Below are 17,321 nucleotides of genomic sequence, written 5' to 3'. Positions count from 1 at the left end.
ATGTATCTAGTTACTTTTATTCCAATTTAAGAAAAAATACTTGATTTTAGCCTTGTCAGGAATATGGGTAGCTTCAATTTTTAAATCCCGGTCAAATCGCATGTTAGCAGGCAATTCCTTTTTGTCTATGGTAAATGATGCATTTAATTCGTTAACCGTTACAACAACAGTATTTATCAAGTTGTCAATCCTGGTTATCTTGTAATTGTTTGCAATGTCTTTAAATGTGCTTGCTACCGATATATTATTGTCTGTTTTAAAACGCGGGTCAAAAATACGCACACTTTGAATGTAAGACGTAGAATCGGATGCGTTACGCGGACTTAAGCTTAATAATTTTTTGCCGCCTTTTTCAAAAATTTCTATATCATTAATGGCTCCTGTAAATTCGTCGCCTTCATAATTAACCAAAGAATCTTGGCTGTAAATAGCCTTGAGGTCTTTTACTTGTGTTGAATCTGTTAAAAGTCCAACGTGTTGCGCACTAATTTGAAAAGGGTCTTGTTCCTTTTTACAACTTGTAAATAATGTAATGGCGATGATGAGGCTTGAGAATAATTTATTCATTTGTAAATAGGTGTTGGTTTTTAATGGGTTATTATGTTATTGTTTTAAAAAATCTAAAATAATGGGGAATTCTTTTTCTGGTTCTTCTACTTGTGGATTGTGGCCACTGTGTTCGAACATTACAAATTTGGCTTGCGGACAATATTCCTTGTATTTTACCATCATGCTTGGTACGGCAACTCTGTCAAAACGGCCGCCAATTATGAGGATTGGCATGTTTAGGTCTTTCAATTGTTTTCTAAAATCAAAATTACCGATGTCACTACCCACAATAAAATCACCATCTTTTCCAACCATTTGGTAATATAATTTAGAATTAAATGAATTGGGGTAAGGCGTTCCACCTCTTCCTGAAAATTTATCAGGATTGTAGGCATATAAAAATCCATAAGGAACACGGCCATAAATGCTTTGGTGAATGCTGTCGCTACTTATGCCGCCTTGCTCTCTGTAAGCCATTAATTCACTCCAGACTTCTGGATAATTGGTTTTGATTTCATGATTTGAATTATCATCATTTTTTTGCCACATCAAATAGCTATGAAAACCGTTTGCTATGATGAGATGGCTCACATTTTGACCATATTTTATGGCATAGCCCTGTGCAACCAAACTACCATACGAGTGGCCTAGCAAACTTACTTTGTCCAGGCGCATGGCCTTTCTTAATCCTTCAATATCCTCAATATCTCGTTCCAATGTGTATTCTTTCACATCTTTTGCGGTATCCGATTTTCCTCGGCCAAAGCCATCAAAATAAATGAGTTTTATGTTTCCCTTTACACTTAAGGAATCAAAACTTCGCAAACCTCTGTGAGTGCCGCCCGGACCTCCTGCTATCAAAATCAAAGGATCACCTTCACCCACAGTCACTACCCATAGGTTAGCGCCATTGACATTGTAATATTTGCCGTCTGTTAAGCTGTTTGGAAATTGTTGGGAGAATACAAAATGACATAAAAATAATACTGAAATGAGTAATATGTTTTTTTTCATGAATACTGGCTTTTAATTCGTTTTTTGGTGTTGGTTGTAATTATTTAAAAGTTACTTTTTCATAACCTTGGTTAAAATGCCAAAGACACTCCTTATAAAAGTAGCACTGGTTAGTACTTTAACAACAGGATTCATGGCAGAGCTCCGGCGTCTGGATGTTGTAGTTGTTCTATATTTAGATTCAGCTTTTTTTAGTGCTTCCTGTTCTTGCCGTGCTTTTTCCTTGGCTTCTTCGGCTTCAGCCTTTTCTATTTTTTCATTCAACATTTCATAAGCGCTTTCCCTGTCAATTTCCTCGTTATATTTTTTTACAAGTTTAGATTTTGACAAGAGTGCACTCAATTCGGAATCGGTTAACACATCCATCCGACTCATAGGGGCTCGCATCATGGTAGCGGCTAATGGTGTTGGTCGTCCTTTTTCGTCAAGAGCAGACACCAAGGCTTCTCCAATACCAAGAGAGGTGAGTACGTCTTCTGTGTTGTAATATTCTGAATTTGGATAGTTTTGAGCTGTTAGTTTAATGGCTTTTCGGTCGTTGGCCGTAAACGCTCTTAAGGCATGTTGGATTTTTAAACCCAACTGACTTAATACAGCCTCGGGAACATCGGTTGGGTTTTGGGTTACAAAATACAAGCCAACCCCTTTACTGCGTATTAATTTAACAATGCTTTCTATTTGATTGATTAAGGCCTTCGAGGCTTCATTGAAAATTAAATGTGCTTCATCAATAAACAAAACTAATTCTGGGCGGTCACTATCACCTTGTTCAGGAAAGGTTGAGTAGATTTCAGCCAACAGACTCAACATAAAGGTAGAAAACAGTTTGGGTCTGTCTTGAATATCGGTAAGGCGTATAATATTGATATAGCCTCTGCCATCTTCATCAATTCTCAACAGGTCTTGTGTGTCAAAAGAGGTTTCGCCAAAAAACAAATCGGCTCCTTGTTGTTCCAATTCTACAACTTTACGCAATATGGCACCTGTGGAGGCGGTTGAAATTCTGCCGTAATCATCCTCAAATTCGTCTTTGCCTTCTTGAGTGGCATATTGCAGTATTTTTTTAAAATCCTTTAAATCAAGAAGCGGCATTTTATTATCATCACAATACTTAAAAATAACGGCCACAATACCTGATTGTGCTTCAGATAAATCCAAAATCCGTGATAACAAAATGGGGCCGAATTCACTAACGGTTGCTCGCAACCTCACGCCATCCTGTTCCGATAGGGTTAAAACTTCAACAGGAAACCGTTTGGGTTCAAAAGGTAACCCGATTTTTTCCATCCGCTCATCAATTTTTGGGTGTCCGGGACTGGGTTCAGCCAAACCGCTTAAATCACCTTTAATGTCCATGAGCAATACGGGAATACCTTTGTCGCTTAGGTTTTCAGCTAAAACTTGTAAGGATTTTGTTTTTCCGGTTCCAGTTGCTCCGGCAATCAAACCATGTCTGTTTAGCGTTTTTAAGGGAATTTTTACATGGGCGCCAGTGATGGTTTCGCCATCCAGCATAGCGGCTCCAATGGGAATAAAATCCCCTTTGGTCATGTTGCCGTCATTTATATATTTAGAAAATGCTTCCTTGTTGCTCATTGCTTGTAATTTTGCATAAAAATAATTATTCCTATTTAATTTTGACAACAAGATAAATAAAACTATCAACATTTAGTTTGCAAAATGGTATCTTTGCCAACTATGGATAAAGCAATACAACAGTTAGTCGATTCGGGTGAAATGTTACCTTTAATGGAAGAGTTTTACACCATTCAAGGAGAAGGATTTCATAAAGGAACGGCTGCTTATTTTATAAGATTAGGTGGCTGTGATGTTGGGTGCCACTGGTGTGACGTTAAGGAAAGTTGGAATGCAGATCTGCATCCACCTACAGAAACCATTAAAATAGTGGAAAATGCAAAGAAATATAGTGACACCATTGTAGTTACTGGTGGAGAGCCGTTGATGTGGGACATGACATTTTTGACATCAAAATTAAAATCTGAAAATCTTAAAGTCCATATAGAAACATCGGGAGCCTATAAATTAACAGGAACTTGGGATTGGATATGCCTATCTCCCAAAAAATTAAAACTACCCACCCAGGAAGTTTATGACCAAGCCCATGAACTTAAAGTGATTGTGTACAATAAGGACGATTTTCGCTTTGCAGAAGAGCAAGCGTCTAAAGTAAACCAAAACTGTATATTATATTTACAACCAGAGTGGAGTAAGCGTGATAAGGTGATTCCGGAAATCGTGGATTATGTAATGAAACACCCTAAATGGAAAGTGTCTTTGCAAACCCATAAATATTTAAATATTCCATAAAAAAAAGGCTTGTTTTAACAAGCCTTTTTTAGTTTCTAAAATAGTTTACATACTAAATGGTATGGCAACCCTAACCGTTCCCCAACCCATATACATGGTGCCGTTTTTGTCAAAAGTTATAGAAAATGCTTCAAGTGATTCATCGCTTGTTGTTACGCGTGCTTTAACCCGAATGACATCATTGGCCTCATTATAGGAGTAGGCTCCCCAAACATTAATGTCCTTGCTCAAAATAATAGTCCATTCAGTATCACCTGGAATGGTAAACAATGAATATTCGCCAGCTTTGATTTCTTTACCGTCAAGTTTCATATCTTTATATACAATGACATCAGTGGCCTCGTTGGCACCGGTTCTCCATACTTTTCCGTTGGGAGTTAATTGGCTTAGTGATCGTCCTTTTAATTGGGGCCGGCTGTAAATAACTTTAATCAATTTATCAGATACTTTGCTACTGGTTGGATAAGAAGCCGCATCCATAGGGCTTACATCCAGGCCTTTAAATTCTTGGGCATTTGCATGATACGTTAAAGACAATAGCAACACAAAGGTTGCTTTGGTGAAATGAGTGAACTTTTTCATTGTGCTTTTTGGTTTTTATTTTTAGTTTGATAAAGTTATAGAAAACAGCACGCAAGTTTCTTAATGTTTTATTAAAAGATATTGAGGCGTATTAAGTTCTGAATTTTAATTGTAGTAATTATTTATATTTAACGAAAATTACTTTTTTAAATAAAAAGGTTGTAAAAAGTTTAAAAATGTAATCAATAAGTGTTTTTATGTTTTTAAATAGATATAGTATATTCATATTTGCATCATTAAATAAAATAAAAACATTTTAAAAAATAAAGATACGAGTTATGTGTGGAATTGTATGTGCATTTGATTTAAAGCAGAAGTCTGAGGACTTAAGACCTCAGTTGTTGGAAATGTCAAAAAAAGTGAGACACCGTGGGCCAGACTGGAGTGGTATTTATAGTGATGATAAAGCCATTTTAGCACATGAGCGTTTGGCCATTGTAGACCCAGCCTCAGGAAAACAACCCCTTTTTAGTGAGGATAAGAAATTGGTTTTGGCAGCAAATGGAGAGATTTATAACCACCGTGAATTGCGAAAACAATTTAAAGGAACCTATAACTTTCAAACAGAAAGTGATTGCGAAGTCATTTTAGCTTTGTACAAACAAAAAGGGACCAGTTTTGTTGATGAGATGAACGGTATTTTTGGCTTTGCTATTTATGATGTTGAAAAAGATGAGTATTTCATCGCTCGTGACCACATGGGGATTATTCCATTATATATTGGTTGGGATCAAAACGGAACCTTTTATGTGGCTTCAGAATTAAAAGCTTTAGAAGGTGTTTGTACTAAAATTGAATTGTTTCCTCCAGGCCACTACATGTCAAGTAGAGATGGAAAGTTTGTTAAATGGTATGTTAGGGATTGGACAGAGTATGACGCCGTTAAAGACAATGAAACCAGTATCAAAGCGATAAAAGAAGCTCTTGAAGCTGCAGTTCACAGACAATTGATGAGCGATGTGCCTTATGGCGTCTTATTATCTGGTGGATTGGATTCTTCCGTTACATCGGCCATAGCAAAAAAATATGCCCAAAAACGTATCGAATCTGATGATGTATCTGATGCCTGGTGGCCTCAACTGCACTCGTTCTCGGTTGGTTTGGAAGGTTCTCCTGATTTAGCCGCTGCCAAAAAAGTGGCTGACCATATAGGTACGGTTCACCATGAAATAAAATTCACCATCCAAGAAGGTTTGGATGCCATAAGGGATGTTATTTACAACCTTGAAACCTATGATATCACAACCATTCGCGCCAGTACCCCTATGTACTTAATGGCTCGAGTTATAAAATCCATGGGAATTAAAATGGTGCTTTCTGGAGAAGGTGCTGATGAATTGTTTGGTGGATATCTGTATTTCCATAAAGCACCAAATGCCCAAGAGTTTCATGAAGAAACTGTTAGAAAATTAAGTAAACTTCACATGTATGATTGTTTACGTGCCAACAAAAGTTTAGCAGCATGGGGTATTGAAGGGCGTGTGCCATTTTTGGACAAAGAATTTATGGATGTGGCCATGCGTATCAACCCTCAAGATAAAATGATCAATGGGGAGCGTATGGAAAAGTGGGTGGTCAGAAAAGCTTTTGAGGATATGTTGCCAGAAAGTGTAGCTTGGAGACAAAAAGAACAATTTAGTGATGGTGTTGGCTACAGTTGGATTGATACACTTAAGGAGATGGTAAATAATGAAATCTCTGATGAGCAAATGAAAAATGCGCATTTCAGATTCCCCATTCAAACACCACAAAACAAAGAGGAGTTTTATTACCGTTCTATTTTTGAGGAACATTTCCCAAGTGATGCTGCGGCATTGAGTGTACCGCAAGAGGCAAGTGTGGCTTGTAGTACAAAAATAGCTTTGGAGTGGGATGAAGCCTTTAAGAACATGAACGATCCAAGTGGTAGGGCCGTTGCCAAAGTACATACGGATGCGTATGTGAAATCATAACGCTTTGTAAATGAATAAATAGTAAAAAAGACCAATTTTTAATTGGTCTTTTTTAGTTAAATGATGTTTTCTTAGAGCTAAATATGGCACAAAAAGCATATATGTTTTTTCAAAATATCAGTTTTAAGCTATTTTCTTATTTTTGCAATTTTAAATCTTAAAACAAAATCCTAAAATCTATTTTAAGGTGCTTTTTAGCCTTTTTAAGACACTTTTGAGTAATTAACAAATGTTGATAATTTATAAGTATAATCGATAAAATACTTTTAAAAAAAGTGATATTTCCGTATATTTGTAAGTATCCTGAAATGGTGCAAACAGCATCATTTTTTTATGGGATAAATCCAAAATAAAAAGTTTAAAAATATGAGTGACGACATTAAAAAACAAGATTATTCAGCCGATAATATTCAGGCCTTGGAAGGTATGGAACATGTACGCATGCGTCCATCCATGTATATTGGAGATGTTGGGGTAAGAGGGCTTCACCATCTAGTGTATGAAGTAGTGGATAACTCCATTGATGAGGCATTGGCTGGACATTGTGATACTATAGGCGTAACAATAAATGAAGATAACTCCATTACTACAGAAGACAACGGGCGTGGTATCCCGGTAGATATACATAAAAAAGAAGGCATTTCAGCATTGGAAGTCGTTATGACGAAAATTGGTGCCGGTGGGAAGTTTGATAAAGACTCATACAAAGTATCCGGTGGATTGCACGGTGTTGGTGTAAGTTGCGTAAATGCCTTGTCACAACATTTAAAAGCCACTGTTTACAGAGACGGAAAAATTTGGGAACAGGAATATGAACGAGGAAAAGCGTTGTACCCTGTTAAAGCAGTAGGTGATACAGATAAAAGAGGAACTGTTGTAACTTTTGCACCAGACCCAACCATATTTACACAAACCCTGGAATACAGTTATGATACATTGGCCAGTAGAATGCGTGAATTATCATTTCTAAATAAGGGAATTACCATTAAATTAACGGATAGAAGAACTAAAAAGGATAATGGTGAATTTGAAGGTGAGACCTTCTACTCTGATGAAGGATTGCCAGAATTTATTAAGTTTTTAGATGGAAACAGAGAGCCTTTAATGAAATCGGTTATTTCCTTTGAGGGTGAAAAAAATGGTGTTCCTGTTGAGGTAGCCATGATTTACAATACGTCTTATGCTGAAAACTTGCATTCCTATGTAAATAATATCAATACTCATGAAGGTGGAACCCATCTTTCCGGTTTCAGACGTGGATTGACCATGACGCTTAAAAAGTATGCCGACAGTTCTGGTTTGACCGACAAGCTAAAGTTTGATATCGCTGGGGATGATTTTCGTGAAGGCTTAACAGCTATTATTTCGGTAAAAGTTCAAGAGCCCCAATTTGAAGGCCAGACTAAAACCAAGTTGGGTAATAGAGAAGTGTCAGCTTCTGTTAGCCAAGCGGTTTCTGAGATGTTAAGTGATTATCTTGAGGAACATCCCGATGATGCCAAAATTATCGTGCAAAAAGTTATTTTGGCGGCCCAAGCCAGACATGCTGCCCAGAAAGCACGTGAAATGGTGCAACGTAAAACGGTTATGAGCATTGGCGGATTGCCCGGTAAATTAAGTGATTGTGCTGAAGAAGATCCAACAAAATGTGAAGTGTTTCTGGTTGAGGGAGATTCGGCAGGTGGAACGGCAAAACAAGGTAGAGATCGTGCTTTCCAAGCGATTCTTCCGTTACGAGGTAAAATCCTTAACGTTGAAAAAGCCATGACCCATAAGGTATTTGAAAACGAAGAGATTAAAAATATTTTTACGGCTCTTGGTGTAACCATAGGTACTGAAGACGATAGTAAAGCCTTAAACCTTTCAAAATTACGGTATCACAAAGTTGTTATTATGTGTGATGCCGATATTGATGGTAGCCACATTGCTACACTTATTTTGACGTTCTTCTTTAGATATATGAAGGAATTGATAGAGAACGGACACATATATATTGCTACACCACCGTTATATTTAGTTAAAAAAGGTGCAAAAAAACAATATGCATGGACCGAAAAAGAGCGTGATGAGATTATTGAAAGCATGGGTGGTAGTGCCAGCATACAACGTTACAAAGGTCTTGGTGAGATGAATGCCGAACAACTTTGGGATACCACCATGAACCCTGAGTTTAGAATTCTAAGACAAGTTCAAATAGATAATGGTTCAGAGGCTGATAGAATTTTCTCAATGCTAATGGGTGATGATGTACCGCCTAGAAGGGAATTTATAGAGAAAAATGCGGTTTATGCCAATATTGATGCTTAATTAAAAACAAACAAATTTAATATCACTTAATCTTAGATTTGTTTTTGTAAAAATGAAAAGCCACTTAATTTTTAAGTGGCTTTTTTATTTACCACCGTTTGCTTTCAAATCTGCAAGACATTGGGAGTCAAGTTGAGGAATGCTGCTTGATCCAAGCATGTTGTTAAGTCCAGATCCAAATTCTGATGACCAATACATTAGGCATGTGTCAACATTGCAATGCTTTTCATGATCCGGATCTTCATGTGGGGTTTGCATGGGTGACCCAAAATTGGTCAAACCTAAAATATGGCAAAATTCATGTTCAATAACCGTGGTCTCCAATAAATCTCTTGGAGGCTCAAAATTGTTGTTGCTAAAATCATGAACGGTATTTTCAAAAATCACAAACGATGTATTTCTATAGGCTGTTCCAATTATAGAACTAGTATCTGTGTTTTGGTCAGATTCGCCATCCGCAAAGAATGCCCAAACAGCAATAGTTGTATTGGTATTGTACTCGGTTCTGTTGGCATCTTCAATGTCTCTAATATCTTGGATGGTATATTGCAATTTACCCGGTGAGACAATAGACCTTGTTTCTACGGTTACCCCATCAGGTTTATAGGTTCTTGCTTTAATAAAATTCACGAAATTATTGATGGCCGTTTGTGAAGGTTCAAATCCCTCAACATAAACAATTTCAATAACCATGGAAGTGAACGTGTCATCCGATAAAAGGTCATGAGCCGAAGTGCCGGTTGTTTTTTTATTGGCTATGGTAATGTCAGGGTTGTTGCTACTTAGGTCATTTTTACTACAAGATTGTATTAAAAAAAGGAATAGCAATATGGTAATTGAGGCTTTAAATTTCATTTTTGTTTATTTTTTAAACTGAAATAGAGTACAGATTAAGCAATGATACTTGCTCTTTATAAAGGTTTGATTTTCATTTAATATGCCGTTGCAAGCTAAGTATTCTTATTGTAAAAATATGGTTTTTGCCTAATAATGAATGTTTGATTATCGTCAAAACGTAAAATTTATCGATAAAATGTAATTTTTTATTTTTTTTTATTACATTTGTATACCCAAAATTATCAACTTATGAAAAAGATATCCTTATTTATGTTACTGTGCATAGCAGCAATTTCAGCCAAAGCACAAAACGATTTAGACGCTCTGCTGGCAGCAGGGAAAGAAGATGCCCAACATTTTGCGAATGACTATTTAGCACCAGGAACCAATGGGCTCATGTACAGCATGAATGCCAACTGGTTCAATACTGCAGATGCCAAGCCTTTGGGCGGATTTGAAATTTCCGTAATTGCCAATGCAGCCACAATAGGTAGTGAAAACAAATCGTTTTTAATGGATACTGACACCTATAATAATGTGACATTTGTACAAGGACCTAGTGCTCAAATGGTGTCTTCAGCTTTAGGTGAAAATAATCCTGATGTTGTTGTTGAAGTAACTTATGATGACCCTATTTTTGGTCAGCAAACAGAACAAATTACCTTGCCAAACGGTATTGGTAGTTCAAGTGTTGATTTATTGCCAACAGCTTTCATACAAGGTGCAGTTGGACTCATTAAAGGGACTGAGTTGAAAGCTAGGTTTGTTCCTAAAATCAAGACTGATGATGTGTCATTGAATATGTATGGCGTAGGATTGCAACATGAATTCACTAAATGGCTACCAGCTGATAAATTACTGCCAGTGGCTATTTCTGGTTTGGTTGCCTATACGCATTTAGATGGATCCTATGATTTAACAAATTCGTCAAATGTAGATGGTGAAAACCAGCGCTTGGAAACTTCTGTCAATACGTGGTTGTTCCAATTAGTTGCCTCAACAAAATTGCCAGTGATTAACTTTTATGGAGGTATTGGATATATCAAAGGAAAATCTGAATCAGATTTATTGGGAACTTACAGGGTCTCAAACGGTGTTGTAACTTCAGAAGATATTGTAGACCCATTTTCGGTTTCAAGTAAAGTATCTGGAGCAAGAGGAACTTTAGGAACCAAGTTAAAACTAGGTTTTTTCAGACTGAATGCAGAATATCATTTGTCCAAGTTTAATGCATTTTCAGTTGGTATCAATTTTGGATTTAGATAAAAATAGTTTAAAAAGTATTGATTTTTAAACACAAAATAATTGTTTAGTTTTAGTTAGTTTAAGTTTATTTGAATTAGTCACAAAAAGTGCAAGTTTTATCTTGCACTTTTTTCATTTAGAGCATTATTATTTGTAATTTTATGGCCTTTAAATTAACACATATTAAACAAAATACATTATGAAAGTAACAGTAGTTGGAGCAGGAGCAGTTGGTGCCAGTTGTGCTGAGTATATTGCCATTAAAAATTTTGCATCAGAAGTCGTTTTATTGGACATCAAAGAGGGGTATGCGGAAGGAAAAGCAATGGACCTCATGCAAACAGCTTCCTTAAACGGATTTGATACAAAAATAACAGGTGTAACCAATGATTACAGCAAAACAGCAAATAGTGATATTTGTGTGATTACCTCAGGGATACCTCGTAAGCCAGGCATGACCCGTGAAGAATTGATTGGTATCAATGCAGGGATAGTAAAAAACGTATCATCTAGTTTAATTGAGCACTCTCCAAATACAATCATGATAGTGGTTAGTAACCCTATGGATACCATGGCGTACTTAGTTCATAAAACCACAAACTTACCTAAACACAAAATAATTGGAATGGGTGGTGCTTTGGATTCGGCTCGTTTTAAGTACAGATTGGCAGAAGCCTTAGGCGGACCAATAAGTGATGTAGATGGTATGGTGCTTGGTGGACACAGTGATACCGGAATGATTCCTTTAACACGTTTGGCCACAAGAAATGGCGTACCAGTTTCTGAGTTTTTATCAGAAGAGCGATTAAATACGGTTAAAGAGGATACAAAAGTGGGAGGTGCTACGCTTACCAAATTATTAGGCACATCTGCTTGGTATGCGCCAGGAGCTGCGGTCTCAGGATTGGTTCAAGCCATTGCTTGCGACCAAAAGAAAATGTTCCCTTGTTCTGTTTTGCTTGAAGGGGAATATGGTTTAAACGATATTAGCTTTGGCGTTCCAGTAATTTTAGGTAAAAACGGTATCGAGAAAATCGTTGATATTGAACTTAATCAGGCTGAGAAAGACAACATGGTATCAAGTGCCGAAGCCGTTAGAAAAGTAAATGACTTATTGGAATTGTAATATTCAATATTTTAAATAGATATTTAGGTAAAGACTGTAGAAATACGGTCTTTATTTTTATATTTGGCGCATGAAAAAAACCTGGTACTTTGGTGCTTTATTAATTGCTTTTACCTTTTTAGGTATCTATCAGAATCAATTTTCTGAACCTAATCAGGAAATCGTGTTAAAGTTCACGGATGTTTCCGTAACATCTGATGAGGCGCAAAGTGCTATTGTAGCTATTAAAGAGCAGTTACAAACCATTGGTATCAGTACGGTAAGAGTACAAGAACTTAAGGAAGGTCAGCTTAAAATAAGCTATTACAGTTCAGTTGATGTTGAAAGCATCAAAAAACTACTTGTAGAAGATGGTAAAATAGAACTTGGTGTTTCCCAAAAAAACAACAATGGCCTCCCTTCAGAAAAATCACCAAAAAACTATAAGCTTGATGTATTTGAAATCCATAAAAACAACGATTTAGGTTCAGGTTTGGATGGAAAATATGTGTTTAACCTCAAGCAAAACAATGAGCGGTTTTACAATCCAAATGTTTATGTTTTCAACAATGATGTAGACCCAAATGATGTAAGCAACATTGTAAAAGTATCATTTAAAGCTTTTAAAAACAGTTCCGTCGCAATAGACAATACGTTAAGTAACATACCAGATGGTAGGGCAGGGCCAATTACCAACGGGATTGTATAGTACTCTTGAACGCTCTAATGTTTAAGAACTATTCCTTACAAATTCACTCCAATTACCATTCAAAAAAAGGATTGTTTTTTTTGAAAAAAATAAGTTTAAATAACCATAAAAATAAATTGTCAAGCACAAAGTCAACAAACGTTTTGACCCATCGAGTTTGGCATTAAATAACAGAAACATGCAAAATAAAGGATTAGTAAAATTGTTTGCTATTTTATTTGGATTAGTGAGTATTTACCAACTCTCTTTTACGTTTAAAGCAAACCAAATAGAAAGAAATGCTAAAGAAGCTGCCATTAGTAAAATTTCAGATACCGTAGCAGATTACAGAGTAAAAAGAAGTAATGAAGAAGCCGATTATTTAACTTCAATTGCCAATGATACCGTGTTTAACATTGGTATTGCAAAGTTCACGTATAATGAAGTGAAGGAAAAGGCCATGAACCTTGGTTTAGACCTTAAAGGTGGTATAAACGTGATTCTTCAAGTGTCTGTAAAAGACATTTTAAAAGGATTGGCCAATGAAAGTAAGAATCCAGTTTTCAATAAAGCGCTTGATGATGCGTCTGAACTTCAAAAGAACAGTCAAAATACTTATTTAGAAGATTTCTTTACAGCATTTGATAAAATTAAAGGAGATACCAAATTAGCTTCTCCTGATATTTTTTACACCAAAGCACTTGATGGAGAGATTGATGGAAGCATGACCGATGATGAGGTAAAACAAGTCATTAAAAGAAAAATTGATGAGTCCATTGTTTCTGCCTTTGAAGTATTGCGTAAGCGTATTGATGAGTTTGGGGTTACCTCACCAAACATTCAACGTTTAGGAACATCAGGACGTATATTGGTTGAATTGCCAGGTGTTAAAGATGTAGAGCGTGCTACCTCATTATTGCAAAGTACCGCTCAATTAGAATTTTGGGATGCGTATAAAGGTGAGCAATTCTTTTCGTTTTTATCACAAGCAAACCAAGTCTTAAAAAAGACGGTTAAAGAAAAAACAGAAGAAGAAACTAAAGGAAACGACCAAGAAAATGCAACCGATTCTAAAATTGATGAACTTCTGGGAGATACTTCAACAGACTCTACAGCGGTTGATGTCAACCCATTATTTGACTTAATTAGAGGACAAGGCTATCAAGGAGGTCCAGTAATTGCTAAGTTTGAAGCTAAGGACAAGCAAAAAGTACTTAATTATTTAAACTCACCTCAAGTTAGAGCCTTGCTTCCCGCAGAACAACGTTATGTAAAATTTGTGTTCGGTAAGCCAGACAAGGATACGGATTTAGTTGATTTATATGCTTTAAAAGGAAACAGAGACGATATTCCTGAGTTAAGTGGTGCCGTTGTAACAGATGCACGTAATCAATTTGGGCCTTCAGGTAAACCAGAAGTGTCAATGCAAATGAACTCAAAAGGTGCTAAGATTTGGGAGGAAATGACTGGTAGGGCCTTTAATCAAGGCACTCAAATTGCCATTGTATTGGATAATGTTGTTTATTCAGCACCAGGTGTAACATCTGGACCAATAGCTGGTGGAAATTCATCCATTTCTGGAAACTTTACATTAAATGAAGCGGTAGATTTAGCCAATGTATTACGTGCGGGTAAATTGCCAGCTAGAGCAGATATCATTCAAAGTGAAGTTGTTGGGCCATCACTAGGTCAAGAAGCCATTGATAATGGTAAAATATCCTTTATGATTGCCTTGGCATTGGTATTGGTATGGATGATTGTATATTACGGAAAAGCAGGTGGTTTTGCAGATATTGCCATGTTGTTTAACATCTTACTGATTTTCGGAATCTTATCGGGATTAGGGGCTGTGTTGACACTTCCTGGTATTGCGGGTATCGTGCTTACAATAGGTATGTCGGTTGATGCCAACGTTATTATCTATGAGCGAATCCGTGAAGAATTGGACAAAGGTAAAGGACTAAAAGAAGCCATTCAAGATGGTTTTAGCAATGCACTTTCTTCCATATTGGATGCCAACATAACCACTGGTTTAACAGCCTTGATATTGTTTATTTTTGGTACAGGGCCTATTAAAGGATTTGCAACTACCTTATTAATAGGTATTGGTACGTCATTGTTCACGGCAATTTTTGTGACTAGATTGCTTATTGACTGGTATGTTAACAAAGGTGGTAAAATGATATTTGCTACAGCGCTTACTAAAAATCTTTTCAAGAATCTTAGTATTGAATTCTTGAAAAAACGTAAGGTTGCTTATATCGTATCAGGAACATTCCTTGTTATTAGTTTAGGTTCCTTATTTACTGAAGGTCTTGATCAAGGTGTTGATTTTGTTGGTGGTAGAACCTATCAAGTACGTTTTCCTCAAGATGTAAATGCAGCTGAAATTACGGCGACCTTAAAAGATGCCTTTGGAAGTGCCGATGCTAAAACATTTGGTAGTGCCAACCAGTTAAAGATTACGACTAAGTACAAGGTAAATGAAACAGGTTCTGAAGTTGATGAACAAATACGAAAAGACTTGTACAATGCGTTACAACCTCATTTAGATGGTGTGTCTTATGTAGATTTCATTAGTGATGCTGATACAAAAACAGTAGGGCTGATGAAGTATTATAAAGTAAGCCCAACCATTGCCGATGACATTAAACAAGCCTCATTCTGGGCCGTTTTAGGGTCTTTGATAGTGGTGTTCTTATACATTTTATTACGATTCAAAAAATGGCAGTTTTCATTGGGTGCCGTATTGGCAGTATTCCATGACGTGTTTATTGTGTTAGGTGTTTTCTCATTAACGTATAAGTTTTTACCATTTAGCATGGAAATAGACCAAGCGTTTATTGCCGCTATATTAACGGTAATTGGGTATTCGTTAAACGATACGGTAATTGTTTTTGATAGGGTTCGTGAATACTTAGCTGAGCATACTAGCTGGGAATTTGAAAGGACAGTTGACCTATCGTTAAGTAGTACATTAGGTAGAACCTTAAATACATCATCAACAACTTTGGTTGTGTTGTTGGCAATCTTTATATTTGGAGGAGATTCCATAAGAGGATTTATGTTTGCATTGATAGTAGGTATTGTAGTAGGAACCTATTCATCATTATTTATTGCAACACCGCTAATGTATGATACCTTAACAAGAGAAGATAAAAGAAGAAAGAAAAACTAACTCAAACTTTTTCTTTAATGAAAAAGCCTATCAAATTTTGATAGGCTTTTTTTATTATGCTAATTTGTGATGTTTGAAAAGGAAATGCTATCACCAACAGCCAGTGACCAAGCATCTGCTTGTCCAGCGTTTACTTCCAAGACATATTTGGCTGGATAATTAGACGGTAAAGACGTTTCATCTAAAGGCTTGGCATGTTTTTGAAAACTCACTATTTTTTTATCTGCTGATATGTAAATGATATCTAATGGAATTTTTGTGTTTTTCATGTAGAAATAGCGCTCTTGTTCATTGTTGAAAATAAACAGCATGCCACGGTTACCCTTCATGGTATTTCTGTACATTAACCCAGTTTGGGTTTCATACTCGTTGTCAGCTATTTCAATATCAAGTTTGGCCTTAATGGAATCTGAAGTAGATTTGTAGAGGTTTAACTCACCTTCTTTTTTAAAGGTAATTTCAATGGGCTTAACGCTTTTATGTTCGTTTTTACAAGAGGTGATATTTAAGGAAAGACACCCTAAAACCAATAATTTAAATAAACGAACATTTTTAAATGACATGTTATTTGACAGGCGTTTTAGGTTTGTAAACAAACATGAAATAAAATCCAATAATGATAAAAGGAATACTGAGCCATTGCCCTGTATTTAAGCCAAACCAATTAATGTATTCATCACCTTGAGGCTCTTTAACAAATTCCACAAAGAAACGAATGGTCCAAAGAAGAACCAGAAACAATCCGAATAAAAATCCGGTTTGGTCTTTTTTGGAGGTTTTTGAATACACATACCACAAAATCAAAAAGACAAAAACATAACAAAACGATTCATATAATTGTGCTGGATGCCTATAAGGAACTGCCTCTAAAAGATTTTGGAATTTTGGATTGTCAGTTACGGCATCATAGGCTTTTTGCACATCTCTAATGCCCGTCAGCCTGACAATTTCACTTTTGTAATAATAATCTTGAATAAATCTTACACCAAAATCCGAATCGGTCACTTTACCAATAATCTCAGAATTGATGAAATTTCCAATACGGATAAAAATGGCACCCGAAGCTACGGCAATAACTACACGGTCTAAAATCCAAAGCAGTGATTTATACTTGTATTTTCTTCTGTACAGATACATGCCTATAATGATTCCAATGGCGGCACCATGGCTGGCCAACCCTTGAAAACCGGTAAACTCAAACTTTGGATGGAACTTAAAAGGAAGAAAAATACTGAAAAAATCCTGTGATATCAATTCAGATTGGTAAAACAACACATGGCCCAAACGCGCACCAATCATGGTGGCTAAAACAGTGTATATGAATAGGGGATCCAAATATTCTAAAGATACTTTCTCTTTGGTAAATATGCGCTTCATGATGTACCAACCAAGAATAAAAGCAATAATCCACATAACACTGTAGAAATGAAGCTTAAAATTTCCAATAATATCAATTCCTGTTACCGGATTCCAGTCAAATTTTAATGCGTACATAGGCTTTTATTTTCAATGTAAAGATAATGGATTGGTATAACT

14 protein-coding genes are annotated in these 17,321 nt (G+C 36.2%); 7 read left to right on the top strand and 7 right to left on the bottom strand.

The window, feature by feature from the left end; translation table 11 throughout:
* Positions 1-6: 6 nt before the first annotated feature.
* Genes IEW94_RS15010 through IEW94_RS15000 form a run of 3 tightly spaced genes read right to left on the bottom strand, consistent with a single transcriptional unit; the run spans position 7 to position 3,159 of the window.
* Positions 7-567, bottom strand: a complete 561-nt coding sequence (locus IEW94_RS15010; RefSeq protein ID WP_188654558.1) for a hypothetical protein — start codon at positions 565-567, stop codon at positions 7-9.
* 36 nt (positions 568-603) lie between these two features.
* Positions 604-1,563, bottom strand: coding sequence for an alpha/beta fold hydrolase (locus IEW94_RS15005; RefSeq protein ID WP_188654556.1), 960 nt, complete (start codon positions 1,561-1,563; stop codon positions 604-606).
* A 51-nt stretch (positions 1,564-1,614) separates the two neighbouring features.
* On the bottom strand, positions 1,615-3,159 hold the full coding sequence (locus tag IEW94_RS15000) for a helicase HerA-like domain-containing protein (protein WP_188654554.1): 1,545 nt from the start codon (positions 3,157-3,159) through the stop codon (positions 1,615-1,617).
* 102 nt (positions 3,160-3,261) lie between these two features.
* Between IEW94_RS15000 and IEW94_RS14995 the strand changes: the two genes are divergently transcribed.
* The gene (locus tag IEW94_RS14995) at positions 3,262-3,891 is read left to right on the top strand and encodes a 7-carboxy-7-deazaguanine synthase QueE (RefSeq protein WP_188654552.1); all 630 of its coding nucleotides are present in this window, start codon (positions 3,262-3,264) and stop codon (positions 3,889-3,891) included.
* 45 nt (positions 3,892-3,936) lie between these two features.
* Here the strand turns inward: IEW94_RS14995 and IEW94_RS14990 are convergent, their stop codons facing one another.
* Positions 3,937-4,473, bottom strand: a complete 537-nt coding sequence (locus IEW94_RS14990; protein WP_188654550.1) for a DUF2911 domain-containing protein — start codon at positions 4,471-4,473, stop codon at positions 3,937-3,939.
* Between the two features lie 278 nt (positions 4,474-4,751).
* Between IEW94_RS14990 and asnB the strand changes: the two genes are divergently transcribed.
* Positions 4,752-6,425, top strand: coding sequence for an asparagine synthase B (asnB, locus tag IEW94_RS14985; protein ID WP_188654547.1), 1,674 nt, complete (start codon positions 4,752-4,754; stop codon positions 6,423-6,425).
* 366 nt (positions 6,426-6,791) lie between these two features.
* Positions 6,792-8,732, top strand: a complete 1,941-nt coding sequence (gene gyrB / locus IEW94_RS14980; RefSeq protein WP_188654545.1) for a DNA topoisomerase (ATP-hydrolyzing) subunit B — start codon at positions 6,792-6,794, stop codon at positions 8,730-8,732.
* Positions 8,733-8,816: 84 nt separating this feature from the next.
* Here the strand turns inward: gyrB and IEW94_RS14975 are convergent, their stop codons facing one another.
* Entirely contained in the window at positions 8,817-9,587 is a 771-nt protein-coding gene (locus IEW94_RS14975; RefSeq protein ID WP_188654543.1) for a membrane metalloprotease, read from the bottom strand.
* A gap of 231 nt (positions 9,588-9,818) precedes the next feature.
* On the opposite strand from IEW94_RS14975, the gene IEW94_RS14970 reads away from it, so the two are divergent.
* The 4 genes from IEW94_RS14970 to secDF all read left to right on the top strand — a co-directional run bounded on the left by IEW94_RS14970 (position 9,819) and on the right by secDF (position 15,785).
* Positions 9,819-10,835 carry a DUF6588 family protein gene (locus IEW94_RS14970; RefSeq protein WP_188654541.1) on the top strand — a complete coding sequence of 339 codons (1,017 nt, stop codon included), beginning with the start codon at positions 9,819-9,821 and terminating at the stop codon, positions 10,833-10,835.
* A 178-nt stretch (positions 10,836-11,013) separates the two neighbouring features.
* Positions 11,014-11,940, top strand: coding sequence for a malate dehydrogenase (mdh, locus tag IEW94_RS14965; protein ID WP_188654539.1), 927 nt, complete (start codon positions 11,014-11,016; stop codon positions 11,938-11,940).
* A 70-nt stretch (positions 11,941-12,010) separates the two neighbouring features.
* Positions 12,011-12,628, top strand: a complete 618-nt coding sequence (locus tag IEW94_RS14960; RefSeq protein WP_188654537.1) for a hypothetical protein — start codon at positions 12,011-12,013, stop codon at positions 12,626-12,628.
* A gap of 178 nt (positions 12,629-12,806) precedes the next feature.
* On the top strand, positions 12,807-15,785 hold the full coding sequence (secDF, locus tag IEW94_RS14955) for a protein translocase subunit SecDF (RefSeq protein WP_188654535.1): 2,979 nt from the start codon (positions 12,807-12,809) through the stop codon (positions 15,783-15,785).
* 59 nt (positions 15,786-15,844) lie between these two features.
* On the opposite strand, the gene IEW94_RS14950 is transcribed toward secDF, so the two are convergent.
* On the bottom strand, positions 15,845-16,348 hold the full coding sequence (locus IEW94_RS14950; protein ID WP_188654533.1) for a DUF192 domain-containing protein: 504 nt from the start codon (positions 16,346-16,348) through the stop codon (positions 15,845-15,847).
* 1 nt (position 16,349) lies between these two features.
* On the bottom strand, positions 16,350-17,279 hold the full coding sequence (lgt, locus tag IEW94_RS14945; RefSeq protein ID WP_188654532.1) for a prolipoprotein diacylglyceryl transferase: 930 nt from the start codon (positions 17,277-17,279) through the stop codon (positions 16,350-16,352).
* Between the last annotated feature and the right edge of the window lie 42 nt (positions 17,280-17,321).

Origin of the sequence: Yeosuana aromativorans (genome assembly GCF_014646655.1) — a bacterium.
Taxonomy (GTDB): domain Bacteria; phylum Bacteroidota; class Bacteroidia; order Flavobacteriales; family Flavobacteriaceae; genus Yeosuana; species Yeosuana aromativorans.
Note: the sequence above shows the minus strand (reverse complement) of the source record. Positions and strands in the feature narration are given on the sequence as shown.